22 protein-coding genes and 4 pseudogenes are annotated in these 26,523 nt (G+C 58.2%); 7 read left to right on the top strand and 19 right to left on the bottom strand.

The annotated features are described in order from the left end of the window. Positions 1-18 precede the first annotated feature (18 nt). From F7R06_RS17640 to F7R06_RS17585, 13 genes and pseudogenes are all read right to left on the bottom strand, one after another. Positions 19-1,017, bottom strand: a complete 999-nt coding sequence (locus tag F7R06_RS17640; protein ID WP_090327373.1) for a bile acid:sodium symporter family protein — start codon at positions 1,015-1,017, stop codon at positions 19-21. Between the two features lie 217 nt (positions 1,018-1,234). Further along, positions 1,235-3,190, bottom strand: coding sequence for an acetate--CoA ligase (gene acs / locus F7R06_RS17635; protein WP_090323012.1), 1,956 nt, complete (start codon positions 3,188-3,190; stop codon positions 1,235-1,237). 78 nt (positions 3,191-3,268) lie between these two features. Beyond that, positions 3,269-3,814 (bottom strand): annotated as a pseudogene (locus F7R06_RS31510) (methyl-accepting chemotaxis protein); the annotation flags it as partial. 312 nt (positions 3,815-4,126) lie between these two features. Next, a pseudogene (locus F7R06_RS31505) lies at positions 4,127-5,152 on the bottom strand (HAMP domain-containing protein); the annotation flags it as partial. A gap of 111 nt (positions 5,153-5,263) precedes the next feature. After that, positions 5,264-6,784: an acetaldehyde dehydrogenase ExaC gene (gene exaC, locus F7R06_RS17625; protein WP_090323016.1), complete on the bottom strand. Its 1,521-nt coding sequence runs from the start codon at positions 6,782-6,784 to the stop codon at positions 5,264-5,266. 89 nt (positions 6,785-6,873) lie between these two features. Then, entirely contained in the window at positions 6,874-7,701 is an 828-nt protein-coding gene (gene phnX / locus F7R06_RS17620) for a phosphonoacetaldehyde hydrolase (protein ID WP_090323017.1), read from the bottom strand. Between the two features lie 45 nt (positions 7,702-7,746). Further along, the gene (locus F7R06_RS17615; protein ID WP_090323019.1) at positions 7,747-9,081 is read right to left on the bottom strand and encodes an MFS transporter; all 1,335 of its coding nucleotides are present in this window, start codon (positions 9,079-9,081) and stop codon (positions 7,747-7,749) included. Positions 9,082-9,377: 296 nt separating this feature from the next. Beyond that, positions 9,378-10,541: a 2-aminoethylphosphonate--pyruvate transaminase gene (locus tag F7R06_RS17610; protein WP_090323021.1), complete on the bottom strand. Its 1,164-nt coding sequence runs from the start codon at positions 10,539-10,541 to the stop codon at positions 9,378-9,380. 316 nt (positions 10,542-10,857) lie between these two features. Continuing rightward, positions 10,858-11,652 (bottom strand): type I methionyl aminopeptidase, encoded by a 795-nt coding sequence (gene map, locus F7R06_RS17605; RefSeq protein WP_090323023.1) that lies wholly within the window; start codon positions 11,650-11,652, stop codon positions 10,858-10,860. Next, positions 11,649-11,915, bottom strand: coding sequence for a ParD-like family protein (locus F7R06_RS17600; RefSeq protein ID WP_090323025.1), 267 nt, complete (start codon positions 11,913-11,915; stop codon positions 11,649-11,651). The genes map and F7R06_RS17600 overlap by 4 nt, the downstream gene beginning before the upstream one ends. 145 nt (positions 11,916-12,060) lie before the next feature. Beyond that, positions 12,061-12,564: a GNAT family N-acetyltransferase gene (locus F7R06_RS17595; protein ID WP_281198271.1), complete on the bottom strand. Its 504-nt coding sequence runs from the start codon at positions 12,562-12,564 to the stop codon at positions 12,061-12,063. A gap of 215 nt (positions 12,565-12,779) precedes the next feature. Further along, the gene (locus F7R06_RS17590) at positions 12,780-13,997 is read right to left on the bottom strand and encodes a DUF3422 domain-containing protein (protein ID WP_090323028.1); all 1,218 of its coding nucleotides are present in this window, start codon (positions 13,995-13,997) and stop codon (positions 12,780-12,782) included. A 197-nt stretch (positions 13,998-14,194) separates the two neighbouring features. After that, a pseudogene (locus F7R06_RS17585) lies at positions 14,195-14,485 on the bottom strand (DNA/RNA non-specific endonuclease); the annotation flags it as partial. A gap of 810 nt (positions 14,486-15,295) precedes the next feature. Here F7R06_RS17585 and F7R06_RS17575 point away from each other — a divergent pair. From F7R06_RS17575 to F7R06_RS17565, 3 genes are all read left to right on the top strand, one after another. Then, positions 15,296-15,673, top strand: a complete 378-nt coding sequence (locus F7R06_RS17575; protein WP_090323031.1) for a sulfite exporter TauE/SafE family protein — start codon at positions 15,296-15,298, stop codon at positions 15,671-15,673. 391 nt (positions 15,674-16,064) lie between these two features. Continuing rightward, positions 16,065-16,700, top strand: a complete 636-nt coding sequence (locus tag F7R06_RS17570) for a c-type cytochrome (RefSeq protein WP_090323033.1) — start codon at positions 16,065-16,067, stop codon at positions 16,698-16,700. A gap of 10 nt (positions 16,701-16,710) precedes the next feature. Beyond that, positions 16,711-17,628 carry a c-type cytochrome gene (locus F7R06_RS17565; protein WP_090323035.1) on the top strand — a complete coding sequence of 306 codons (918 nt, stop codon included), beginning with the start codon at positions 16,711-16,713 and terminating at the stop codon, positions 17,626-17,628. 317 nt (positions 17,629-17,945) lie between these two features. Here F7R06_RS17565 and cydX read toward each other — a convergent pair whose 3' ends face one another. Both cydX and F7R06_RS17550 read right to left on the bottom strand, forming a co-directional pair. Beyond that, positions 17,946-18,116, bottom strand: a complete 171-nt coding sequence (gene cydX, locus F7R06_RS31500) for a cytochrome bd-I oxidase subunit CydX (protein ID WP_090323037.1) — start codon at positions 18,114-18,116, stop codon at positions 17,946-17,948. Between the two features lie 242 nt (positions 18,117-18,358). Further along, entirely contained in the window at positions 18,359-18,970 is a 612-nt protein-coding gene (locus tag F7R06_RS17550) for a TetR/AcrR family transcriptional regulator (RefSeq protein ID WP_090323040.1), read from the bottom strand. 142 nt (positions 18,971-19,112) lie between these two features. Between F7R06_RS17550 and F7R06_RS17545 the strand changes: the two genes are divergently transcribed. Together F7R06_RS17545 and F7R06_RS17540 are read left to right on the top strand one after the other, a co-directional pair. Further along, positions 19,113-20,303: a YbfB/YjiJ family MFS transporter gene (locus F7R06_RS17545; RefSeq protein ID WP_090323042.1), complete on the top strand. Its 1,191-nt coding sequence runs from the start codon at positions 19,113-19,115 to the stop codon at positions 20,301-20,303. A gap of 33 nt (positions 20,304-20,336) precedes the next feature. After that, entirely contained in the window at positions 20,337-21,059 is a 723-nt protein-coding gene (locus tag F7R06_RS17540; RefSeq protein ID WP_090323045.1) for an SDR family oxidoreductase, read from the top strand. 164 nt (positions 21,060-21,223) lie between these two features. Here F7R06_RS17540 and F7R06_RS17535 read toward each other — a convergent pair whose 3' ends face one another. Next, positions 21,224-21,469 carry a hexameric tyrosine-coordinated heme protein gene (locus F7R06_RS17535; RefSeq protein ID WP_090323047.1) on the bottom strand — a complete coding sequence of 82 codons (246 nt, stop codon included), beginning with the start codon at positions 21,467-21,469 and terminating at the stop codon, positions 21,224-21,226. A 220-nt stretch (positions 21,470-21,689) separates the two neighbouring features. Here F7R06_RS17535 and F7R06_RS31495 point away from each other — a divergent pair. Continuing rightward, positions 21,690-22,334, top strand: a pseudogene (locus F7R06_RS31495) (methyl-accepting chemotaxis protein); the annotation flags it as partial. 6 nt (positions 22,335-22,340) lie between these two features. Next, positions 22,341-22,757 (top strand): CZB domain-containing protein, encoded by a 417-nt coding sequence (locus F7R06_RS31490; RefSeq protein ID WP_425530743.1) that lies wholly within the window; start codon positions 22,341-22,343, stop codon positions 22,755-22,757. Positions 22,758-22,998: 241 nt separating this feature from the next. Here the strand turns inward: F7R06_RS31490 and F7R06_RS17525 are convergent, their stop codons facing one another. From F7R06_RS17525 to F7R06_RS17515, 3 genes are all read right to left on the bottom strand, one after another. Then, the gene (locus F7R06_RS17525) at positions 22,999-23,871 is read right to left on the bottom strand and encodes a DNA/RNA non-specific endonuclease (RefSeq protein ID WP_090323050.1); all 873 of its coding nucleotides are present in this window, start codon (positions 23,869-23,871) and stop codon (positions 22,999-23,001) included. Between the two features lie 446 nt (positions 23,872-24,317). Further along, positions 24,318-25,325, bottom strand: coding sequence for an Ldh family oxidoreductase (locus tag F7R06_RS17520; RefSeq protein ID WP_090327375.1), 1,008 nt, complete (start codon positions 25,323-25,325; stop codon positions 24,318-24,320). 165 nt (positions 25,326-25,490) lie between these two features. Continuing rightward, positions 25,491-26,471 carry a GlxA family transcriptional regulator gene (locus F7R06_RS17515; protein WP_090327378.1) on the bottom strand — a complete coding sequence of 327 codons (981 nt, stop codon included), beginning with the start codon at positions 26,469-26,471 and terminating at the stop codon, positions 25,491-25,493. Between the last annotated feature and the right edge of the window lie 52 nt (positions 26,472-26,523).

The raw sequence follows: 26,523 nt of genomic DNA, 5'->3' as shown, positions 1-26,523 counted from the left end.
AATCCCGGCCCGTGTCATTCAAGGATCGACCTGCCCCATCAGTTCAGCCACCGACTCCTGGCGATTAGCGTAGCGCTGCGCCAGGACCGCACACACCATCAGTTGAATCTGATGGAACAACATCAGCGGCAGGATCAACACACCAATGGTGCTGCCGGCGAACAGCACTTGCGCCATCGGCACCCCGGTGGCCAAGCTCTTTTTCGAGCCGCAAAAGAGAATGGTGATGCGGTCTTCCTGATTGAAGCCAAAGGCCTTGCCCAGCACGGTAGACGCCGCCAGTACCAGCCCCAGCACCACGCAGCAGGCGACCACCAACCCGGCCAGGTCCCGCAACGGAATCTGATGCCAGATGCCTTCGTTTACCGCCTCGCTGAAAGCCCCGTAGACCACCAGCAGAATCGAGCCCTGATCGACGAACTTCAGCCAGCTCTTGTTGCGCCCGACCCAGGCGCCGATCCAGCGTCGTGCGATCTGCCCGGCAACGAACGGCAGCAACAGTTGCACGCTGATCTTCACGATCGCATCAACGGTCGAGCCGCCGTCGCCGTGCACGTTCAACAGCAGCGTCACCAGCAATGGCGTGAGGAAAATCCCGAACAGGCTGGACGCCGCCGCGCTGCAAATCGCCGCCGGAATGTTGCCGCGTGCCAGGGAAGTAAAGGCAATCGCCGACTGCACCGTGGCCGGCAGCGCGCAGAGGTAGAGCATGCCCATGTACAGGTCGTCACCGATCAACGGCGACAGGACAGGCTTGAGCGCCAGGCCGAGCAGCGGAAACAGCACGAAGGTCAGGCCGAACACCAGCAAATGCAAGCGCCAGTGACCGGCACCGGCGATGATCGATTCGCGGGACAATTTGGCGCCATGCAGGAAAAACAGCAGGGCAATGGCGATATTGGTCAACCAGCCAAAGCCCACCGCCACTTGGCCACTGGCAGGCAGCAAGCTGGCGAGCAGGACCACGCCGACCAGGGTCAGGGTGAAGTTGTCGGGTAAAAAGCGCGGGCGCGTCATCGGGATCATCCGGTTTTGCCAGGAAGGTATCGGCGACTCTAACCCGCTGATGGATTACCGACTAACGCTAACAAGCCAGCCTGTGTCGGCTAAAGGACATGCCACTGGTCCGGGTGGGTTTATTTCAGGTGTGTCGCCGCCCGACGGCGCGATGCACCAGGAAACGGCGCCCGATCACTGACCGGGCGCCGCTTCATAACCGACTTGGCTTTTTTGTTTATGAAGCGTTCATGGTTTTGTGGGTATCGATCAGGTGCTGCACCACACTTGGATCGGCCAGGGTGGAGATGTCCCCCAATCCCTCGTATTCGGCCGCCGCAATCTTGCGCAGGATCCGCCGCATGATCTTGCCCGAACGGGTTTTCGGCAGACCCGGCGCCCATTGGATGACGTCCGGCGAGGCAATCGGACCGATCTCTTTACGCACCCAGTTCTTCAGTTCAACAAGCAGTTTGTCGTCCGCCTCTTCGCCGCGATTGATCGTGACGTAGACATAAATCCCCTGCCCCTTGATGTCATGCGGCACACCAACCACCGCCGCCTCGGCGACTTTCGGGTGGGCGACCATGGCGCTTTCGATCTCGGCGGTGCCCATGCGGTGGCCGGAGACGTTGAGCACGTCGTCCACGCGACCGGTGATCCAGTAGTAGCCGTCGGCATCGCGACGGGCGCCGTCACCGGTGAAGTACATGCCACGGAAGGTCTTGAAGTAGGTGTCGACGAAGCGGTCGTGATCGCCGTACAGCGTACGTGCCTGGCCTGGCCACGAATCGAGAATCACCAGGTTGCCCTCGGCCTCGCCTTCGCTGATGTTGCCCAGGTTGTCCACCAGCGCCGGCACCACGCCGAAGAACGGACGGGCCGCCGAACCCGGCTTGAGGGCGTGGGCGCCCGGCAGCGGGCTCATCATGTTGCCGCCGGTTTCGGTCTGCCACCAGGTGTCGACGATCGGGCAGCGGGACTTACCGACATTCTTGTAGTACCAGTCCCAGGCTTCCGGGTTGATCGGCTCGCCGACCGAACCGAGCAGGCGCAGGCTGCTGCCGTCGGCGCCTTCCACGGCAGCGGTGCCCGAGGCCATCATGGCGCGAATGGCGGTCGGGGCGGTGTAGAGGATGTTGACCTTGTGCTTGTCGACGATCTTCGCCACCCGGGTGATGTCCGGGTAGTTCGGCACGCCTTCGAACAGCAGCGTGGTCGCGCCGTTGGCCAGCGGGCCGTAGACGATATAGGAGTGCCCGGTGACCCAGCCGACGTCGGCGGTGCACCAGTAGACTTCACCCGGGCGGTAGTCGAACACGCGCTCGTGGGTCATGGCCGCGTACAACAGGTAGCCGCCGGTGGTGTGCTGCACGCCCTTGGGCTTGCCGGTGGAACCGGAGGTGTAGAGGATGAACAGCGCTTCTTCGGCGCCCATTTCCTTCGGCGCGCACACGGTGCCCGCCACTTTCATCAGGTCTTCGTACCAGATGTCGCGGTGCTGGTTCCACTTGATGTTGCCGCCGGTGCGCTGGCACACGATGACTTTCTGGATGCTGCTGGTTTCCGGGTTGGTCAGCGCGTCGTCGACGTTGGCCTTGAGCGGGATCTTCTTGCCGGCACGAATGCCTTCGTCGGCGGTGATCACCACTTTCGACTTGCAGTCGATGATGCGCCCGGCCAGGGCTTCGGGCGAGAAACCGCCGAACACCACCGAGTGAATCGCGCCGATCCGGGTGCAGGCCAGCATGGCAACCACGGCTTCGGGGATCATCGGCATGTAGATCGTCACAACGTCGCCGCGGTGCACGTCCTGGCCGCGCAGGGCGTTGGCGAATTTGCAGACTTGTTCGTGCAGTTCGCGGTAGGTGATGTTGCGGCTCTCCGCCGGGTCATCGCCTTCCCAGATGATCGCGACTTGATCACCGCGCTCGGCCAGATGACGGTCGAGGCAGTTGTAGGAAACGTTGAGGGTGCCGTCGGCGAACCACTTGATGTCGACATGGTGATCGTCGAAGGACGTCTGCTTCACCGTGGTGAACGGCTTGATCCAGTCGAGGCGCTTGGCTTGCTCGCGCCAGAAGCCGTCGGGGTTGACGACCGACTGCTGGTACATGGCCTTGTAGGTCGCCTCGTCGGTCAGCGTGTTGGCCAGAACCTCGGGACGAACGGGATACAGGGAAGCCGCACTCATCTTTCTTACCTCGGTGGAATAGTTGTTTTTGTGGTCTGTCGCGGGGTTGCAACCCAAGCATTCGGGCGATGGCAAAACTCAAATCCGGAAGCGACTGAGCAGCTCGTCTTGCTGGCCGACGTGGTCTACCATCGCTGAGCATTGGCGAACCTGTTTGTCCGCATTGCCGGAGACTTCGATACTGATATCGCGGATGTTCGTGGTGTTGCGATTGATTTCCTCGGTCGTGACGCTTTGCTCTTCAGCCGCCGCGGCAATCTGCAGGTTCATGTCATTGATGCGATAGATGGCCGCACGTATGCGCTCAAGGGTGTCATTGGCTGCATCGGCATCCCCGGCAGTCTTGCTGGCCGTGTCGCGGCTCTGCTGCATTCGCACCTGGGCGTGCCTTACGCCCGTCTGCAACTGGTCGATCATCTCGCGTATTTCCTGGGTCGATTGCTGGGTTCGCGAGGCCAGTGAGCGCACCTCATCAGCCACCACCGCAAACCCGCGTCCCGATTCGCCGGCCCGTGCCGCCTCGATGGCCGCATTGAGTGCGAGAAGGTTGGTCTGGTCGGCGATGCTGGTGATGACCGCGACAATGGAGCCAATGCTTTGACTGAGCGTGGACAGCTCATTGATCGCATGACCCGTGGCGTCCATCTCTTCGGCCAGACGCTTGATGGCCCCCGTAGACCTGGAAACCAGAGCGACCCCGCCTGCTGTTTCTTCGTTAGCCGCGATGGCCGCTTCGGCAGCGGTTTGCGCGTTACGCGCGACATCTTCGGCGGTCGAGGCCATCTCGGTCATGGCGGTGGCCAATTGATCCAGTTCCTGCAGTTGAACTTGCACGCGATTGGCGGCCTGATCGGCTTCGCAGGACGTCGCGGCAGTGCTCTCTCGAACGTGTCGCGAGCTGTTTTTCACATCGCCGATGAGCGCTTTCAGGTTCTGCAGGAACTGGTTGAACTCCCCGGCGACCAGCGCAATTTCATCATGACCAACCACGGGTAGTTGCCGGGTCAGGTCACCCTCGCCCCGATTGATGTCTGCCAACGAATCCTTGAGTTGATCCAGAGGCCGCAGCAGCCGCCTTACCAACAGGCCCAACACCAACAGGCTAAGCAGCACGCCCAGGCCTGTACCGATCACGGCGCGCCAACTCAGGGTATGGGCTGCGGCCATGACGATGTCCTGATCCAGTACCACACCGATGTACCAATCCATGCCCTTGAGATCGGACAGCGGAATGAACGACACCAGCAGCGACTTTCCATCGCTGCTGACCTCCTGAAGCTGACTGTCGAGGGGCAGGACGTTGCCTGCGAAAAGCTGGCTAAAGGGCTTGCCGTTCAGTTCCGCGTTCGGATGCGAAATGATGTTGCCACTTTTACTGAGCAGGAACGCGTAACCGGCCCCACCGAAATCCAGGGTATTGATGGCGTCGGCAACCGTAGTCAGGCGAATGTCACCGCCAAACACCCCGAGCAATTGCCCCGCGTCGCTGATCCGCGCGACAGCCGAGATCAGGATTTCACCGGTGGTGGAATCCTTGTAGGGTTCGGTTAAAACGGCTTGGCTACTGGCCTTTCCAGTCGCGTACCAAGGGCGGATGCGACCGTCATAATCAGGTTTTGGATTCCAGGCCGCCGTGTTCTTGATGGGTTTGCCATCAGACTCCAGGGCACCGAACACCAACTTGAATTCGTCTTTCAGAGTGGGCGAATCAATGATTCGTTGAGTCGTTTGCACACTGTACTGGCGGTCGATCGCCTGGGACGCCAGATCCATCAGACGCAGTTTGCCGTTCAGCCAGTTTTCGATCTGACGTGCCACCGCATTGCTCGACTCCGAGATGCTCGCCTCGACCTGGTGACGCAAAATCGTACGTATCTGCCTGACCTGAACCAGCGATAGAAGGCTTGTCGTCACCAACAGCACACCGGCAGCCACAAGGCTCACCTTGTAACGGATTTTCATCGCAGACTCCAAAGGATCAATCAAGGCCAACAGCGCAAGTACCGGAGCATCCAGCCCTGGCGGATGCCTTCGCTGCATCGCAGCGAAGGACTCACCTCATTTCAAGAGGGGTTAGAAGAAGCCCAGCGGATTGATGTCGTAGCTCACCAGCAGGTTTTTCGTCTGCTGGTAATGGTCGAGCATCATCTTGTGGGTTTCACGGCCGACGCCAGACTTCTTGTAACCACCGAACGCGGCATGGGCCGGGTACAGGTGGTAGCAGTTGGTCCACACGCGACCGGCCTGGATGCCGCGCCCCATGCGGTAGGCGCGATTGATGTCGCGGGTCCAGAGGCCGGCGCCCAGGCCGAACTCGGTGTCGTTGGCGATGGCCAGGGCTTCGGCCTCATCCTTGAAGGTGGTGACGCCCACCACGGGCCCGAAGATTTCTTCCTGGAACACCCGCATCTTGTTATGGCCTTTGAGCAGGGTCGGTTGAATGTAGTAGCCGCTGGCGAGGCCACCCTCCAGCTTCTCCGCCGCGCCGCCGGTGAGGACTTGCGCACCTTCCTGCTGGGCGATTTCCAGGTACGAAAGGATCTTGTCGAACTGCTGCTCGGACGCCTGGGCGCCGACCATGGTGTCGGTGTCCAGTGGGTCGCCGCGTTTGATTTGCGCCACCTTCTTCATCACCACCTGCATGAATTCGTCGTAGATCGACTCTTGCACCAGCGCACGGGACGGACAGGTGCAGACTTCGCCCTGGTTGAAGAACGCCAGGACCAGGCCTTCGGCGGCCTTTTCGATGAAGCTTGGTTCGGCCTGCATGATGTCTTCGAAGAAGATGTTCGGCGACTTGCCACCCAGCTCCACGGTGGACGGAATGATGTTTTCGGCGGCGCATTTCATGATGTGCGAGCCGACCGGGGTCGAGCCGGTAAACGCAATCTTGGCGATGCGTTTGCTGGTGGCCAGGGCTTCACCGGCTTCGCGACCAAAACCTTGCACCACGTTGAGCACGCCCGGTGGCAGCAGATCGCCAATCAGCTCGACCAGCACGGTGATGCCCAGCGGAGTCTGTTCGGCAGGCTTGAGCACCACGCAGTTGCCGGCGGCCAGGGCCGGGGCGAGTTTCCAGGCGGCCATCAGGATCGGGAAGTTCCACGGGATGATCTGACCGACCACGCCCAGCGGTTCATGAATGTGATAGGCCACGGTGTTGCCGTCGATTTCGGCAGCGCTGCCTTCCTGGGCGCGCAGGCAACCGGCGAAGTAGCGGAAATGGTCGGCGGCCAGGGGGATGTCGGCGTTGAGGGTCTCGCGGATGGCCTTGCCGTTGTCCCAGGTTTCGGTGAGTGCCAGGGCTTCCAGGTTCTGTTCGATCCGGTCAGCGATTTTCAACAGGATCAGTGAGCGCGCCTGCACCGAGGTGGCGCCCCACCCGGCTGCAGCGGCATGGGCGGCGTCCAGCGCCTTGTCGATATCCTCGGCTGAGGAACGCGGGAATTCGGCGATGACCTGGCCGTTGACCGGCGAGGTCGTGGTGAAGTACTGACCATTGACCGGCGCGACGAACTCGCCGCCGATGAAGTTACCGTAACGAGGCTTGAACGACACGACAGCACCGGGGGTGCCAGGTTGGGCGTATATCATGATGGGTCTCACTTGTTGTTATCAGTTGGCTGCTCGTTTGCGCCGCTATAACCGGCCGCGTGGCGGCGACCGGTCACAGTCAGGTGCGATCAGAACGTTTGTGGCGACTCGCCACGCGCCAGGCGCGCGTTGATGTCTTCAACCACCCAGGGAAGGTCGGTGATGGTGTCGATGAAGTAATGCGGGCGTGAGCCTTCGAACATCGCGATGATGCGTGCGCGCTCGATGGCCAGCTTGTCCGAAGGCAACGCCACGAACTCGTCGTAGGTCAGTCCCAGGGCATTGCCGGAGCAGGTCAACGCGACCGTCCACATCCCTGCGCTGCGGCCTTCGAGGATGCCCGGCCAGGTGTCATCGACCTTGACGCAGGCCGCGACGTCATCAATGCCCAGGGCGATGACGTTGGCCAGTGCCTGGGCGGGATGCGGGCGCCCGTTAGGCACTTCATCGGTGGCCACGACGTGATCGGTCACGTAGCCATTTTCCCGGGCCAGCTCCACGACCTTTTCCATCACCACGGCCGGATAACCCGAGCAGGAACCGATCTTCAGTCCCTCGTGGCGCAAGATCTCGATGGCTTCCAGCGCACCCGGAATCAGCGCCGAGTGCAAGGCGATCTTCTCGATTTGCAGCGGCATGAATCGCTCGTACAGGGCCGTCACGTCATCGTCGGTCGGCAGGCGGCCGAAGGCGGTATGGAAACGCTCGGCAATCTGCGGCTCATTACACAGCGTGCGGATGTGATCCCACTTGCCCATGCCCATCGGGCCCCGCGCTTCTTCCAGGGAAACCTTCACGCCGAACTCGGCAAAGGCTTCAACGAAAATCTGGGTGGGTGCGAAGGAGCCGAAGTCAACGACGGTACCGGCCCAGTCGAGTACGACGGCTTGCAGCTTGGTAGGTTTCTTGTAGTTCATGGCGATGTCTCCAGTAGGTGGAACATTGAAAATGAGGCGCTGGAATCAGGCCTTGGCGCCGACGACCGCCGGTTGCCCGACCGATTGAAAGCTGTCCAGGACTTCCAGGGTTTTCGGGCGACTGTTCCAGAACGGAATCAGCATCACGCTGGCCACCAGCGCCGCGCCGGTGAACACCAGGAACACCGTGATGGTGTCGAAATAACCCGGCAGCAGACCGCCGAGAATGGCGCCCACCGAGCCACAGCCGTTGACGAAGCCGGCCGCGGAAGCCGCGCCGTCCTTGCTGCCGAAATCGATCGCCGCCGAGCCGCTGATCATCGAGTCGGGCCCATAAAGCGTCATGCCCATCATGAACAGCAGGCCGACCACCATGTACAGGCTGCCGCTTTGCATCGAAGGCACGAACAGCGCCAGGCACACCGTGAGCAGCGCGAGACTGATGACACAGGCAGGCATGCGACGGGCACCGAACAGTTTGTCCGAGGCATAACCAATGAGGATTGGACCGACCAGACCGGCCAACTCAAAGGCTGTTGGCACGATGGCGGAGGCCACTTTGCCGATCGCTGGCATGCGATCGTAGATAATCACCGGTCCCCAGAGCAGGATGGCGTAGCGCGCGGGTTTAAGCAGGAAGTAGGCAACGCCCAGCACCAGCACGGTGCGGTTCTTCACTGCACTGCGAAGCCCTGCCAGAAGGCTTTCACGGGGCACGTCGGCACCGCTGTCAGGCACGATTTCAACGGGCGGCAAACCGACGTCTTGTGGCGTGTTGCGTTGCAGCAGGAAGAACAGCACGGCCACGACCATGACCACGGCAGCGCTGCTGATGAACGCCATACGCCAGTCGTGGGAGTATGAATAGGCCCACCAGCCTGCAAAGGGCGTTGCGACCAGGCCACCGAATGCGTAGCAAGTCGACCAGTAGCCCAGCACGCGACCACGTTCAGTGGTGGTGAAGAAGCTGCCGATATTCTTGCAAAGGCCTGACCATCCGGTGGACTGGGCAAGACCCTGGATCAGGGTGCAGGTGACGAAGATCGGGATGGTGGCGTAGGTCCCCATGACCAGGGCCGCCAGGGCCGATATCACCAGGCCGCCGCAGACGACGACACGTGGACCGAAGCGGTCGGAGAAGTTGCCCCAGAGGAACTGCCCCACGGCATAGGCCGCTAGGTACAGCGCATCGAGGTTGGCCATGGTGGCCTTTTCCAGCATGAAAGTCGGGTCTTCGCCGATGCCGAGCTTGGCGACGGAAAAGGCTTTACGCGTGAAGTAGAAGGCGGCGTAGGCCACCCAGGTAATGAGGAAAATCTGTACACGCCAGCGCTGGATTGATTTCCAGCCGCTCGCTGAAGCGCCTGTGATGTTGTTCATGGTCTTCTGATCCCGTATGGGTTGCCGTACAGCGCAAAAAGTTGTTTTTGTTTTTGTTTTGGGTGCCGCAACCCGTCCCGGCGAACTGCTTGAATGGCAGCAGGCGAGGTTCAGGGTTGGTGGCTTCTGGCTTCAGACGTCAGATTATGGGTAGGCGATATCGCTGGCTCCTGCTCGGCACTGCCGGCTGTGAATGACCAGATCCATGGAAAAAAGAGGTCGCCGTAAAGAAGGTGCGATCCCAACACCCGCCCCGACACACCCAGAGTGGCGGCGACCCGAAAGGGGGAAGTGGGTTAAGCCGCTTCCAGTTCCACACCCATCGCAAGAAGGCTGTCAGCGATGGCGCGCAGGAGCTGGTGGACGATGTGTTCATCGATCTGACCGATGCAGCCGATGCGGAAACTGTCAGCCACGGTCAACTTGCCTGGGTAGATGATGAATTGACGCGCTTTCAATTCTTCGTAGAAGCGCTTGAATTCAAAGTTGACATGCTCCGGGCTGAAGAAGGTGGTGATGATCGGCGACAGCCAGCGATCTTCCAGCAACGTCTTGAAGCCCAGCTTGCGCATCCCGGCGACCAGCACGTCGCGGTTGCGGGTGTAGCGTGCGAGACGACCCTGCACGCCACCTTCAGCCTGGTGTTGCTCCAGGGCTTTGTGAAAGGCAACGACACTGTGGGTCGGTGGGGTGAAGCGCCATTGACCGGTACGCTCCATGTAGACCCACTGCTCGTAGAGATCGAGGCTCAGCGAATTGGCGCGGCCTTTGGCGGCCTCCAGCACAGCGCGGCGGATGATCACGAAGCCGAAACCGGGAATACCCTCGATGCACTTGTTCGCCGAGGACACCAGCACGTCAAAGCGAATGTCGTCGACGCTCAGGGGGACTGCGCCAAACGAACTCATCGCATCAATGATCAGGCTCTTGCCGTGGGTTTCGACCACTTCTGCGATTTCACGCAGGGGATTGAGGATGCCCGAGCTGGTTTCGCAATGGACGATGAACACGTTGGTCACGTCGGGGTTGGCGTTGAGCAGCGCATCCACTTCTTCTGGCTGCGGCGGCAGATAATCGCCCTTGTCCAGGGTGATGTAGTCGCGCCCCAGGTACTCAAGCGTCTTGGTCGCCCGTTGGCCGTAAGCACCATTCATCAACACCAGGGCTTTACCGTCACGGGGAATGGCGCTCGCCAGGGCGGCTTCCACCGAATAGCTGCCGCTGCCCTGTAGAGGCACGCAGGCGAAACTGTCGTCCTCGACGCCAGCCATGCTCAGCAGTTGCTTGCGAACTTGTGCAGTGAGCGTATTGAAGGCGCCATCCCATGAGCCCCAATCCCGGAGCATGGCTTCTTTGGTGGCCTTTGAAGTGGTCAGGGGGCCTGGTGTCAGCAGGTAGGGTTCACCCAATGCCGGAACGGCCAATGGTTGATGTTGGGAGGGAAATTCGGCTTTGGTCATGATCTTCTCCTGCGTTGTTTTTGTAAGGGAATGATTCATGGGCCGATGAAAACAACTTCCAACAAATAATCAAAATCGATTTGTTGTATTTCAAATATAAGTTGAGCTTATTTGTAAAAATTTGTATTGATTATCAATGGGTTGGATTTTTTATGAGTGCCGTTTTGGCCAATACATCGTTCGATTTGGTCAGGCGGAGAGTGGTGATGAAAGGCGGCGCGATCGTGCCGCCTGATGGGCAGCACGGTCTGTAAGCATTGCGCTCACAGCCAAGATCCAATGGAAGACAGCTGCTGTCTTCCATTGACTGGATGGGCTAGATACCGATGGCCGGGTATTCATCGCTGTGATCGGGCCAGGCCGACAACACCTGGAAGCCATCGTCGGTGACCGCCACCATGTGCTCCCACTGGGCCGATAGCGAGTAATCCTTGGTGATCACTGTCCAGCCATCCGCCAGGGTTTTCACATGGCGCTTTCCGGCGTTCAGCATTGGCTCGATGGTGAAAATCATCCCGGCCTTCAACTTCAGCCCCTGGCCCGGATAGCCGTAATGCAGGACTTGCGGTTCATCGTGGTAGACCTTGCCGATACCGTGCCCGCAGTATTCGCGAACGACACTGAAACCATCCCTTTCCGCGACCGCCTGAATCGCATGCCCGATATCGCCCAGCGTCGCCCCGGGGCGCACGACTCGAATGCCGGCGCACATGGCTTCATAGGTGGTCTTGACCAACCGTCGAGCCTGCGCGCTGGGCTCGCCGACGAAGTACATGCGGCTGGTGTCGCCATACCAACCGTCCTTGATGACCGCGATGTCGATATTGACGATGTCGCCATCCTTCAACGGCTTGTTCGAAGGGATGCCGTGGCAAACCACTTCGTTGACGGAGGCGCACACGGTTTTCGGGAAGCCGTGATAGCCGACATTGCCCGGTATGGCTTGTTGCACGTTGACGATGTAGTCGTGGCAGATCCGATCGAGTTCGTCGGTGGTCACTCCCGCTTTCACATGGGGGGTAATCATGGCCAGTACCTCGGCGGCCAGCGCGCCTGCAGCGCGTGACTTGGCGATGTCGGCGGGCGTGTTGATCTTGACGTTCGCCTTCATGGCTTGGCTCCGCAGGTTGCAAGGGATGGCGAGCCTTGCGAGACATCCGCCAGCGCACAGAGTTGTTTTACATCCAGGCCGCCGGCCAGTTCGGCACGAATCAGCAGGCGCGAGATTTCGCTGTGGTCAAGATTTGGATGTAACTCCGAGAGCATTCCGATGCGCATCCAGTGCTCAGCTTGAGCATTGATCGAGCGACTCAGCGCATCGCTGGCGACGCGCAGGTTTTCGTGCATGTCTTCTGAAATTTTTACGATACCCATGATATTCACTATATGAAATGCATATGGATCGTATATTAATCGCTTTGCGCCTGAATTCAAATGGCCGCCATGACATGCAAACGCCCCGGTCAAGGGGCGCCATGACCGATGTGTCGGTCTGCTTTGGGTCATTTCTTTGAGCCAGTTAAATCGAAAGAACGAATCGGCATTCGTCCCCGGCCTGGTCGTCAGGCCCTGATTGATCAGGCAAGAACCCGCAGCGATCCAGGACTTTTCGGGAGCCCAGGTTCTCTTCGTACACATAAGCAATCAACTGGTTGAGATCCCAGCGCACCTTTGCCTGCTCGATCAGATGCCTCAGCGCCAGGGTCGCCAGCCCCTTTCCGCAGGCCTGCTGATCGATCCGGTAGCCTACCTGCGCAGAACGCTGCGACAAGTCGATGCATTTCAAATTGGCCCGGCCCACGATGCATTCGCTGGAATCCTCGATCACAAACGGGTGCCAGGCGCCCATAGCAAAGTCGGACAAATAGCTCTCGATGTGCTCGGCGACGCCTTGCAATGAATAAAACGAAGGGTCACGCGCATCAATTTGAGATTCGAACCAGGCACGGTTGCGCATTTCAAATGCCAGCAATGCCTCAGTGTCCATACTTTTCAGCTCGCGAACGGTGAATGATTTCCTCAAGCCCTTCTTCTGTGCCCCAGGCCGAAAGCGGACAAGAATGCCCAGCGCCTCCAGACTTGAGAGCGGTCGTTTAGCGGTTGATCCCTATGCGCCAGGCACACCCTGAGGGGATGCCTGCCGACCGTCGCCCACCTTCACGCAAAGCCCCCGACCAAGTCAACGAGCTGCCCTCTCCCGCAGGTGCACCGGTAACCGCTGCAGCGGGCCTGATCGCCTCAATGCCCTTTAACTTTCCTGATGCGAAGCACGATCAACGCAAGGATGCCGATTGCCAACGGCGTCATGGCCAGCATGGCCTCGCGCGGCGCCACGGCGACACCGAGCAGGTGCAGCCCCGAGTAGCCCAACTTGAGCAGATTCAGCAAGTAGTAGGTAATGGCGATGATCGACAGGCCTTCCACGGCGCGCTGGATCTTGATCTGCGCATCGGCGCGGGCGTTGAGGCTTTTGAGAATTTCCGAATTCTGTTCTTCCATTTCGACCTGGACCCGTGCCTGAAGCAGATCACCCAGGTTGGCCACGCTTTCGGCCAAGTGCTCCAGGCGCTGTTCAGTGGCGGTGCAGTACCTGACGGTGGGTTTGAAGCGGCGATCGATAAACACACCAAGACGCTGGCAGTCGCCGACGTGAGTTTCGCGCAACTCACCCAAACGCTCGAACACCAGTTGCGCATAGGCCTGTGTGGCACTGAAGCGGTGACGGGTCTTCGCGGTACTGCTGACCACTTGCGCCGACAGGTTGGAAATATCCGCCAGCAGCGCCTTTGCATTACTGCCATGGGGATCGGCGTTGCGTTCCGAGAGCGTGACCAGGGTCTTGTCAAACTCATCGAGCTGCGCGCTCAGGGTCTTGGCCATGGTCAGGGATAACGAGGCCATCATCCGGTAGGTCTCGATCTCCAGCAGGCGGCGAATCATTCGGCCCTGGCGGTAAGCGTTGAGGCGCCGGTTGACGAACAACAGGTGGTTGGCGCCGTCCTCGCTGATACGAAAATCGCTCCACACCACCGCATCGCCACCGCCCACGCAGGAACCGCAAGGGTCCTTGAAGCCATAGCGGGACAGGTCCAGCCCGGCTTCACCCCGCACCACGATCTGCACCGAGTTGATCAGCGCCGGCAAATGCGCTTCGACCTTGCACGCCAACAACTCGGGCAAGGTTGTCCAGGTCAGGTCATCGCGGGAGGAAGTGACCACCAGGGTCAGGGTGAAGAACTCGGCATGGCGCTCCCATTTCAGCGCGTGGCCTTCCAGCCGGGTAATGCCCTGGGCGGCATTCAGGTCGAGGGCGTCAAGGCCGCAGCTTTGCAGGAAGGCATTGCATGCCTGTTCGTTGCCGAGGAAGGCCAGATGAAATACATGGGCCGGCTCATCGAAATACAGTGACGGGCGCGCGTGCAGTTCGTTGTGCAGGCTTTGTCGTAACGGGTGCATGTGGTGTGGCCATGTTGGAGTTGTTTTTGGCGCTTACGATCAATGCGTATCTGAAGCACGGCATCATCGACTGCTGTTGTGAGTGGGACTGGCCAAAGAACCCATGAGTCACGCCAATGACAATCAACCCGGCCACCGGAACTGAATGAAGCCCCCAAAGGTTGCAGCCAACCTTTGGGGGGCAGCCCATCAAGCCGTCACGTACGCCCTACCGAACCCGAGACCGGCAGATTGCCCAGCAAGTTGAGCCCGGTGCTCTTGACGAAAGCGTCATAGTCCATCGGCCGCTCGATACGGGTTTCGGCATTGGGCAGCACGTAAGCCCAGGCACGTTTGGACGATGCGTCATAAACCAGCTTGAACAGGCGGGTCGGTACCCACACCTTGTTGTCGCCGACGGTGGCATGGCCTGAATCAAACAGCGGGCCGGTAAAGACATAGACATCACCATTGGCTCGCTGGGCGAACTTTCTGACATCAGACTTGAGGGCCTGGCTAAGTTGCATGAAGTATTCGCCCAGGCGTTTGCGAAGGCAGGCTTGTCTGGCAGGGAGGCGCTTGTATTTGAGCAATCCATGACCACTGGATTTGGACAGTCCTGCAGGGTTATGTGCTACTCCGCTATCTCGGATACCCTCGCGACAAAATCAAGATTCTGCATGGCGGCTACAGCCCTTGGCGCAACGCAGGACTTCCCAGTACCAGTGAAACTTCCGCGCCTGTCCCTGCCACGTTTCCTTCTGCCAATGGAGAACGCAGCCTCTTCGTCGACCTGGGCGAAATGAAACGGATAGTTGCTACCCCAACTTAGTGAAACTCGACGTACTGGGTTGATGAATGGATCGGCGAAAGCTCATCGCCCTTGGAAAAGATATCTGCCCGCGTAAGGGCCACATTCCTGGCTCTGTCTGGCTGGAGTGGTTCCGGATGATGAAGCCGACCGCTCAGGGGCTGATGTTCAAATCGTCAGCGAGATTCTCGCGGAGTGCGCTACGCTAGGAATCGCCCCCGATACACCTGTGGTTGTTTTTGCTTCAAAGGCCTACGTGCTGCCAATACCGTTGTGGCATTGGAAGAAGCCGGAATCAGGAACGTTCGACTCTACCTCGGCTCCTGGAACGAATGGTCCCGAGACTTGGCGCTACCCATTGAGGAAGGCCTACCCTATTAGAAACACTTGCAGCCAGCGAGGGCTGGCTGCCCAGCACGAAACAACTCTATTACGTCCAGTCAGTCAGGTTCGCGGCCGAATGGTATCGTCACACCAGTAAACCAGTGTTCCCTTTGAGGAGATGCCAATGTCTGCATGGTTGCTGTTTGTATTGATCGGAACCGCCAGCGGCATCGCGGCCGGGATATTCGGTGTGGGCGGCGGGCTGATCGTCGTGCCAGCACTCATCTACTGCGCCGGGTTTACCCAGCACATGGCGACAGGGACATCTCTTGCCGTATTGCTGCCGCCCATTGGTTTCGCCGCTGCGTTCGAGTACTACCGCAACGGCAACGTGAATGTGCCGGCGGCTATCATCATCGCCATTACCATGTTTCTGGGCGCATGGTTTGGCGCTCGCCTGGCGAGTCATATCAGCGGGCCACACTTGCGCTTGTTGTTCGGCCTCTTCGTGTGTTGCTTGGGCATCTACCTTGTCTTTGGCGCATACGAGCATATGCGGTGATATCTGCAAATGCCCAAGGTTTCAGCCATATCAACCAGGTGCAGGACTGCGGGGACATGTTTGCTGTGTTGCTTGCTCTTGTAATAGATGCCAAAGAATGGCTATTTCTGGCCACTTTTTTAAAAAGTCGAACCTCCCAAATTGCCCGTTAACGCCTATGCCGAATGGACCCGGTTGCCGAAATGTCACTGATCCAGTCTGTTCCTCGCGAACCATTGCGTTTAGTGAATTTGTAAGGTTTGGAGATGGGTCAGTCTTGAGTTAGCACGTAGGTCAATTCGGCGTTGGCGTCGATACATTACTGCCCAAAAGAAGTTACAAGATCCTCCTATGTTACGACTAACCTAATTACTCAAAACGCCTGTTATGAAAATAACAATGAGGTTAGTCGATGAAAATCTCGCGATGGGCATTAGTTTGTATTTTATCCGGTGCATTTACGGAACCCGCTTTTGCAGTGGACCCACAACAAATATTCTCCCAAGGAGGGCCTAATCCAGGGGTCATAGCCTGTTCAACCTGTCATGGTGCAGACGGTCTAGGTATGCCTGCGGCAGGTTTTCCAAGACTTGCAGGCCTGCCTGCTGATTACCTGACGAAGCAAATCTCTGATTTCCGCTCAGGCACTAGAGGCAATCCAATCATGCAGCCAATCGCTCAGGCATTGAGCGAAGACGACTCAAAAGCCCTCGCAGTGATGCTCGCCAAGATGCCGAGTCCAGCGGTAAAACCAGTGACTCGCGCGCACGCAGCAAAAGGCCCCGGAGAAATCCTGGCCTTGAGAGGCGCATGGGATCGAAATATTCCCGAGTGCGTAGCTTGTCATGGTCCAAGTGGCATCGGTGTCGGTGCCACCTTTCCGCCGCTCTCCGGCCAGTCGGCTCAGTACCTCAAATCACAACTGAATACCTGGCGGCAGCAAACTCGAAAAAATGATCAAGACGATCTCATGGGTCACATTGCGCGCTCACTCACCGATACCGAGGTCGAGGCTGTTTCCCAATATTTTGCTGATCTCAGTAAATAGAGGCCTGGCCATGAAACCCATCATCGCTGCACTTATTACTTTCAACATCATATCAATGGCTTGTGCTACTGAAATTGTAGAACCAACCGCGCCACCCAAAAGCCCTAATCCAACTCAGAATAAGGCTCCCAGATTTTCCCCTCCCGCGGAGGAGACACTACCTGACAATGCTTTTGGTCGATTAGTCCAGCAAGGCCACGCAATCTTTGTAGATACGAAAGCCAATGCATCCGAGTTCGTAGGAAACGGATTAAATTGCACCAACTGCCATTTAGAACAGGGAAGAAAAGCTGACTCTGCGCCTCTTTGGGGGGCTTACACAATGTACCCGGCCTATCGAAAAAAGAACGACAAGGTCAATACCTACGCTGAGCGCTTGCAAGGGTGTTTTCAGTTCAGCATGAACGGAAAACCGCCTCCAGCGGACAGTCAAGTCATCGCTGCTCTTACCGCATACTCATACTGGCTCGCAACGGGTGCCCCTACAGGACAACAACTGCCCGGACGTTCTTATCCCGAGATTCCTGAACCAGCCGGAGGCTTCGATCTCGCCAAGGGAAAGGCTATCTACGCCAAGCAGTGTTCTGTATGCCACGGAGCTGAAGGTGAAGGCCAGAGAGCAGGAAGCGACTATGTGTTTCCACCACTTTGGGGTAAAGATTCATTCAACTGGGGGGCGGGAATGCATCGAATCAATACCGCTGCCGGCTTCATAAAATCGAATATGCCATTAGGTAAGGGTGGAACACTCTCCTCCGATGAGGCGTGGCACGTTGCAGCCTATATGAACAGCCACGAACGACCAAAAGACCCAAGGATGATTGCCGGCTCTGTCGAGCAGACCCGATTAAAATTTCATGAGAATGATGGGGTCAATCTCTACGGGCAAAAGGTGAACGGAGTGATACTCGGCCAAGGTACTGAATGAGCCAGTTCAGACGAAACCAAGCTATCACTGACTGCGCGAGCGCCATCAAGTTATAGCTTGGTAGTGCTGCTTCTCCTGTCGTCAATCCTCAATGTAGAAACTTTAACCAACCAGCAACTGCAAGCGAAAAAACAGGTCCAGCCTGGAAAAGCCAACGCCAGATGAGCATCTGCGGAACAAAACCCGCACCTCTCACAAAGGCTACATGGCTGTGAACAATGCCGTAGCCAGAGCATGGTCAGGCTTTCCATTAGAGGCAGCCATCATTGGGGGATAGAGCGTACAAGCGAGCATGATCGCTAAAGCGATAACCAAACTCAGCAGATGAATGTGTGAGGTTGGTTGAGGGTTAGCGACACACGGCATCTTGACAGTGTCTCGTCATTGTCGTTCAACGCTCGGCCAGCTTCGTTCTCGCCCCACATCGCATTCAATATCGCCAGTAGCAATGCAAAACCGACCCCAAGCATCCAGGCGAAATACCACATGTTCATTACTCCTTTGCCGTCACTAGTAGGCGGAATGTTCGTTGGCTTTGATTTTCGCGATGGTTACCTTCGTTAATTGATGTCCCCCCAGCGACTCGGAGCGCTGAATCCGTCTGAATGCCTCCAATAACTCGTAGAAACGTGGATCTGCAGCACGGAAACGTGAGGGAGGTGTGGATCGGTTATAGACACCGTTAACTGCACTGTTGGTCAATTGCAGGACGCAATCGATGGGATACCTCTCACGATTGGTTGGCTGTATTTGTGAAGTTATTTTGAGGATGCAACAGAACCTCGACTAACGAATTGGCGATTTCTTTCAGCCGCTCTGCGTCTTGGTAGAGTCGTTCGATTACCACGATGCCCCGCGTCAGGGTGATGACCAGGCGTGCCGCTGCCGTTGGCTCCAAGGCTAGGCACTCGGAGGCCTGATCCATTGCGAAACGCTCCATCAGCAAGGCCTCTAAGCCATCAAGCAAATCGCGTAACGCTTGGCGAATTGGCTCGCTATTAGCCGTTTCGTCAATAGCCGTCTTGGTTGTCAGACAGCCTCTAGAGGGATTGCCTTGCGTCATGGAGGCAATGGTATAGGCGAAAAAATCCTTTAGTGCTCGTTCCAGGTTCGGTTCCTCCAGCGCTTGGCGCGCGGACGCCAGAAATCGCGCCTGATAGCGAGCAAATACTTCGAGGAACAGCGCCTGCTTGTCGCCGTAGGCGTTGTACAGCGAACCCCGCAACACGCCTGTAGCTTCTGACAGCTGAGGCATTGATGTCGCTCCGAATCCCTGTCGCCAGAACAACTCCATGGCCAGGTCGAGGGTTTGATCTTCGTTGAACTGACGTATTCCAACCATGGTGAATCTCCCGTGTGAACTCGCATGGAAGGATCTTGACACTCCTGTCAAACATGTCAACACTGTCAAACATGACATGACTGTCAAACATGAATCACAGATCTCAACCTATTGCTTCCTGTGCGTGAAACTGGAGCGTCCAATGCGCCGTACTCAACCCCACCCGTTGCACGCTGTTCTCGCTGGACTGTGCGCCAGTCTTGTAGGCATTGGCCTCGCGCGTTTTGCCTATACCCCGTTAGTTCCGGCGCTGATAGACGCGCATTGGTTCGGCGCCAATGAGGTGTTTTGTCTCGGGGCGGCGAATCTGGTCGGCTATCTGGTCGGTGCATTCTGCGGTCGCCCACTGGCTCGCTTGCTTTCAGCAAAGCGCAACCTCCGATGGATGATGTTGCTGGTCGCGGCTTCTTTTTTCGCTTGTGCAATCCCGTTGTCGATCGTTTGGTTTTTCGCATGGCGCTTTGTATCCGGTTTGGCCGGAGGGGTGATCATGGTGTTGGCCGCTGGCGCCGTACTGCCGTATTTGTCCGGAGCACGTAAAGGACTGGCCAGCGGTGCGATCTTCCTGGGGCTGGGATTGGGTATTGCCGCTTCGGGTACTTTGGTACCGCTGTTGCTGGGGTTGGGCCTACGTCAGACCTGGATGGGCTTAGGCATGATTGCCTTGCTGCTGACCGCTCTCAGTTGGTCAGGCTGGCCTTCAATCACTTTGACGGATGCCCCAATCACTTCAGATAAGAATCCTCGTACGTCGGAGTTGGGACTGGTTTATGTGCAGTACGCCCTGATGGCTGTGGCGCTGGTTCCAACGATGATTTTCCTGGTTGATTACATTGCTCGGGGGATCGGATGGGGCACTCACGCCGCCGCTACATTTTGGGTGGTCTACGGCCTCGGCGCCATCGTCGGTCCTGTTGCTTATGGTGCATTGGCTGATCGTATCGGGCTGGCCGCAAGCAATCGAACGGCGTTGATGGGCCAACTGCTCGCCATCATGGTTCTAGTGCTTTCCAGCCAAACGATGTTCTTGCTTCTGGCGATTTTGGTCATTGGCAGTTTTCCACCGGGCATCGTGCCGATCACGTTTGGTCGGGTGCAGCAGCAACTGACCGGCGATCCCGTCGCACAAGGTGCCGCCTGGAGCCGGGCCACCATCATCTTTGCGCTGTTCCAGGCGCTCGCCGGCTACGCCTATTCCTTTTTGTTCGCCAACACCCATGGAAACCATGTGCTGCTGTTCTGTATCGGCGGTGCCGCGATTGTTTTAGCCCTGTTGAGCGAAGCGTTATGGCTTGCGATGCAAGCGTTCCTGCGCCCTGCGACTTTCGACTGACTTTTCCCACTATGCCCCTTAAGGAGGCTTACCATGCAACAACGTACTTTTCTCATCACCGGCGCCAGCAAAGGCATAGGACGTGCTCTCTCCGAGCGCTTGGCCGCTGCGGGCCATCACGTGGTCGGTCTAGCCCGTCGAGCCGATGATCCGAGCTTTCCAGGCACTCTGATTTCGGTCGACCTCAGCGATCGCCATGCCACCGATCAAGTCTTGACGGAACTGACTCAACGCTTTGCATTCGACGGCGTGGTCAATAATGTTGGCTTCATTCGTCTTGGAAAGTTGGGCGAGATTGATCTGGACGATCTCGAAGATGCATTGGCCCTGAACTTGCGGCCTGCGGTTCAGACCGTACAGGCGGCGCTCCCAGGTATGCGTGCCCGCGGTTGGGGGCGAGTGGTCAATCTGTCTAGTCTCGTTGTGCTCGGGGTCGCCGAACGCAGCACCTACGCGGCGGCGAAAAGCGCGATGATAAGCTTCACCCGCACGTGGGCCCTGGAGCTTGCACGTACCGGCATTACGGTCAACGCGATTGCCCCCGGTCCTGTGGAGACCGAAATGTTTCGCGAGAACACCGCTGCCGGTAGCGAGGCAGAAAAGCGTTTTCTGGCGATGGTACCCATGAACCGACTGGGGAAACCGGATGAACTGGCCGCGAGTATTGCCTTTCTGTTATCGGAAGAGGCCAGCTTTATCACCGGGCAAACCTTGTTCGTCGACGGCGGGGCGTCAATTGGCCGCGCACCGCTTTGATAAAAATGGGCGACTGACCTCCCTACTAGTTGGTCAGTCGCCCACTGCTACTGATGGATGGCTCTACAACATCCCAAATGGAAGGCTTGCCCTGACTTGGTTAGATATTTTTCGTAAGGCTCAAAGGAGCCTCACACACTTCAAAAATCGCATTCGAGGAAAGATCAATGCACTTCGCGCCAATAGTTGTTTGCAGCGGCGATCACTGCAAATTCGGTGGCGACGATCTGTGCCACCTGCAGCAGCATTGCCGGATCTTCGGCATAGACCGGCCGCAGTCTCGAGCGAACGGCGTCATCAGGCTGGGTGGTCTTAATCGTCAATCGAGCCATTTTCACGGCTAACTGACGACCCGCTTCCGCGGTAGGAACAATCAAGCTACCACCAGGTACAAGTTCGATATTGCTCATAAAATCTTCCTTATCAAGAAATCGACACGGTTTGAGGCAAGCGAAGTCAGCCTTTTTACTTATGGCTTCTGGTGAAACGGAAAAAGTATAGGGCAACGGCAATGTGGAAAAAGGCCACTACCGTGTGGTCTCCCAGCATTTCGCACTATTGGTCTTTTGATCCAATCGGGTTCATTTGTATGGTTCTGCTTTTTGACGCGCGGTCGTTGGGGGATTTGGAATGAATTTCATTTGGCGCAAAAAAGCGCTTGCAGACAGCGTCGCGCCCATAACTGAGCCGGTGCCAGCGATGGTCGATGAAGGACTACTTGCGATCCGTGCGAATGAACTGCGCGACCGTGATTTTTTTCGTGGCCTGGCACAGCACTTGTTAACTTGTGGCAACTCGCTGGAGCCGGTCAGCGAGTCGTTCTCGATGCTCAACCAGCGCCTCAAACTCAATTACAAGCGTGCCGAAGCGGTAGCCAGCGCGGCCATCGATAACCGCGAGCAAGTCGATCATTTGCAGGACCAGTCTCGGGTCATGGCCGCCGGCCTCCAAGCGCTCGAAGGGGTAATAACTCATCTGGTCGGTCGTGCCAGCGAGATCGATCGAATCGTTGACCTCATAAGTGACATTGCGCGCAAGACAAACCTGCTGGCACTCAATGCCGCCATTGAGGCAGCCCGCGCGGGGGATACCGGCCGTGGCTTCGCGGTGGTGGCCGGTGAGGTGCGCTTGCTGGCGGAAAAAACGGCTGAAGCCACCCGTGAAATCGTCAAGGAAACCTCGGCGATTCAGGAGGAAATTGGCCGGGCGAAACAGGCCATTTCGCAGCAGAGCAAAGTTTCTAATGATTTCAGTGCAGTCATTGAGAAGACCGCTGAAACCATGACCGGTATGTATGGACAAGCGCAACAGATGCAGCGAGAGATTGATCAGTCGCACTTATTGTCCGACATAGAACTGGCTAACCTGCAAGAGCTGACGCTAAAAGTCACGGTTTACGACCGCTTGCTCAATCCAAAACCCCACGCGCCACTGACGTTGCCGGATGAAACCCAATGCCTGTTCGGTCAGTGGTACTACGGCGAACAGAATCAGGGACAGCAACGCGACGTCGGCTTCCGGCGCATGGAGGTTTCTCATCGACAGGTGCATAGCAGCGGTCAGGCCGCACTGGAAGCACATGATCGTGGGGAACTGGAAGAGGCGCTCAAGCAGGTCGGATACATGGAAGAAGCCAACGCCGTCGTAATGCGAACAGTTAAGGGCCTGCTGCAAGCTCGACTACAATCGCCGGCCTGAGGTGAAAAACGGGGAGAACATTTCTGGACATTTTTCTGACGCCCCACAAGCAAATTGATGTGCTGACTGTGCTGTTTTGATGAAGGCACACTGACCCGCGTGAGCACCCGCCTTTTCCGGTATTGCCGCTAACACCAAGGATTGTGAAGCCACAACCAGAAAAGGTTCTTCGCGGTACTCGTCGCAGGTCAGCCTGCTCGTCATCTCATTAATGAGGCGCAACCAGGTAACAAATCAGCCGTCAGGTACGCCCTACCGAACCCGAGACCGGCAGATTGCCCAGCAAGTTGAGCCCGGTGCTCTTGACGAACGCGTCATAGTCCATCGGCCGCTCGATACGGGTTTCGGCATTGGGCAGCACGTAGGCCCAGGCACGTTTGGACGATGCGTCGTAGACCAGCTTGAACAGGCGGGTCGGTACCCACACCTTGTTGTCGCCTACGGTGGCGTGGCCTGAATCAAAGAGCGGGCCGGTAAAGACATAGACATCACCATTGGCTCGCTGGGCGAACTTCCTGACATCAGACTCGACCTTGCTCCAGATCTTGCGGTTGTTGGTGGGGTCTTGCGGCACCATGTTCGACAGCGCAAAGGACTGCGCCATTGCATTGGGGTTCGGTGCATCGGCGGCCGGGGATTGATGGCCACGGTCCACCGCCGGATGCTGGCTACGGTAGTCGCTCAACTCGGCCCGCCCGCTCTTGGGAATGCGTGGGTCCGGATAGAACTGATTGGTGCGCTCCTCCCCTTTGGCGTCCTGCAGCTGCGCGGCGTTAAGGCGCTCGACCACGATCAGCGGCGTCTTGCTGGTTTGCGAGTACAGCACCGCAAAGTTGTCGGAGCACAGGGCCAGGGGTTTCATCGTTGCCGACACAGTGGCCATGCTGAGCGGTTTCGCCGCCGGGAACAGATCGGCGCAGCCGTCAAACGATGCCTGCTTCTGCTTGTTGGAATAAAGGTCCAGGGCCGCGGCCTGGCTGATCGACCCCGAGCGCGATGTCGATTCCTGATGCTGGGTGGGCAGCTTGATGAAATCCATCAGACCGCGGGCTTGTGCCCCGGACGAGAGCAAAACAAGGGCCGACAGCCCAACTGCAATTTTGCGTAGGTACATGCGTTAAATCTTCGATGTGGATGGAGGGGCAAACGAACGCGAGTCCCGATTCACGGAACCCGGTGAAGGCGGTGCGGATTATATGGCGGCGAGCATGTTTTCACTGTCCTTGATCAAAATACCGAGGCGAACGCGGTCGGCGTCGAGCCATGCGACCGATGAGGATCGGTGCGGGCTTTATTGACCATGGCAAATCATATTAGTGCCGGGCCCACACACTGGCTCCCAGGGTTTTGGGTGGTTTCAAGGTGGGCGGTCAGGGTCGAGAGTGCAGGCCGTGTTGTAGCGCGTCCTCCACTGACGGAACTCAATCAACCTGAGGGAGCGAGCTTGCTCGCGATAGCGGCGTGTCAGTCGACAAAGAGACTGAATCAATGGCCCCCTATCGTCGGAGCGCCGCCCGGAACAAGCTCGCGCCTGGTGGGACAAGTGGCGTGCCGTTGCAATCAGGTCAGGAGTGCCTTCAGGTCGTTGTACAGGGCCTCGGGAATCTGCACCCCCTCCACCACACTGCGCGCTCGCGCCGCATAACGGCGCTGCGACGGCAAACGCGCGCCCTGCCCTTCAATGCCCTGAAACAACGCTTCGGCCCTGGCCAGATGCTCCTGCGTCGAGTCGCCCAGAAAGCGTCGGGGATCCAGTGCGATGATGAGTTCGCCATGGTACGGCGAAGACTTGCTGCCAGCGTCGTAAGCCAGCGATTCGGCGCTGGTCAGGTCACCGATCAACGGCCCGGCGATCAACTCGACCATGGCCGCCAGCGCCGAGCCCTTGTGCCCGCCAAACGTCAGCATCGCGCCGCTGTCGAGCACCACGTTGGCGTCGGTTGTCGGCTGGCCCTGCGCGTCCACGCCCCAGCCTTCGGGGATCGCCTTGCCGGCGCGGCGGTGCAGTTCGATGTCGCCGCGGGCGATGGCGCTGGTGGCAAAGTCGAACACAAAGGGATCCTGTTCCCCACGCGGCCAGCCAAAGGCAATGGGATTGGTGCCGAACACCGGCACGCGCCCCCCGGCCGGCGCTACCCAGGCATGGCTCGGGTTGCACGCCAGCGCGACCAGCCCCTCTGCAGTCAGTTGCTCGATCTCCACCCATAGCGCGGAAAAATGCACGCAGTGGTTGATCGCCAGAGCGGCAATGCCATTGGCTCGGGTTTTCTGCGCCAGCAACGGCAACCCCGCCTGGAACGCCAATTGCGAGAAGCCACCCCCGGCATCCACCCGCACGATCGACGGCGCCTGGTCGATCACCTGCGGCTCGGCCGTGGCCGACACCTTGCCGGCCCGCAGGGAATTCACACACCCCAGAACCCGGTACAAGCCATGGGAGGCGCAGCCATCTCGCTCGCCGGCGATCACCGTCGCCGCCACCGCTTGCGCATGGGCCAGATTAAAACCGTTGTGCAACAGGATCGATTCGGCCAGCTCTCGGGCTTCGATCAGGCTCAGTTGAATCATGGTCATCTCCTTGAACAGACCGCTCAGGATGGTCTGTTCAAGGCTGGCTGGCTTGATGGCTTTGGCCGCGGAGGATGACGAAATCGGCACAGCGCTGTTGCGCAAAATCGCGGGTATCGAGGCGCCGATTCGACAGGCTCGTTCGCGCTGATTCAGGAGCGGGTTTTATTTGACGAGGCGCTTTTCCTTCGACGGCCGGTAACCGAAGTAGGCGCTGTAGCACTTGCTGAAATGGCTGGGTGAAACGAATCCGCAGGCCACCAGCACATCGACCTGGGACAGCTCGGTGTGCTGCAGCAGCCGGCGCGCCTCCGTGATACGCAGCTCCATGTAATAGCGTTGCGGCGTCGTGCCCAGTTGTTCGCGGAACAAACGCTCCAGTTGTCGTCGCGAACGCCCCGCGTAGACCGCCAGTTGTTCCAGCTCCAGCGGCTCTTCGAGGTTGGCATCCATCAACTTGACCACCTCGCGCAATGGCGCGCTGACACAGATGTTCTCGGTGGGTTTGATGCGTCGGTAACGAGACTCCTCGAACGCCAGGATATCCTCGATGCCCTCGACGAGCGCCTTGTCGTGCAGGCCTTTGATCCAGTCCAGCGCCATGTGGAACGCCCCGGAAGGACTGGACGCCGTGAGCCGGTCCCGATCGATGATATAGGGCTCACTGCTGACCTGCGTGGCCTTGCAGAACTCCGCGAGCGCCGGGCGATGCTCGGGGTGAATGGCGCAGCGGTAACCCTCGAGCAAACCGGCCTTGCCCAGGAACCATGCACCGTTCCACAAGCCAGCCAGACTGACGCCCTGCTCCGATGCGGTTCTGAGCAGGGTGACAAACCCGTCACTGGCCTTCAGTTCCGTCCGATAGCCACCGCAAATGACCAGCAGGTCCAGCGCTTTGATCTCTGCACAGTCGAGCCGGGCATCGGGCCGGATCACCAACCCCAGATCGCTGACCACTTCGCCGTCGTTCAGGCCAAAGGTTCGCGAAGCAAAAGCCCCCGGGCGCAGCAGATTCGCCGTGACAAAGGTATCCAGCGCCTGGGTAAACGCAGGCAACGAGAAATGTTCAAGCAACAGGAATCCTGTTCGAACCGTTCGCAGGTCGCCTGTGTGCTCATTGAGATAGCGAAGGTTCTTGCCCTTCATGCCTCCGCTGAATTGCCGTCGTTCGATCAATGCCCGACCCACTCCGTAATCT

The sequence above is a fragment of the Pseudomonas moorei genome (assembly GCF_008801475.1).
Taxonomy (GTDB): domain Bacteria; phylum Pseudomonadota; class Gammaproteobacteria; order Pseudomonadales; family Pseudomonadaceae; genus Aquipseudomonas; species Aquipseudomonas moorei.
Note: the sequence above shows the minus strand (reverse complement) of the source record. Positions and strands in the feature narration are given on the sequence as shown.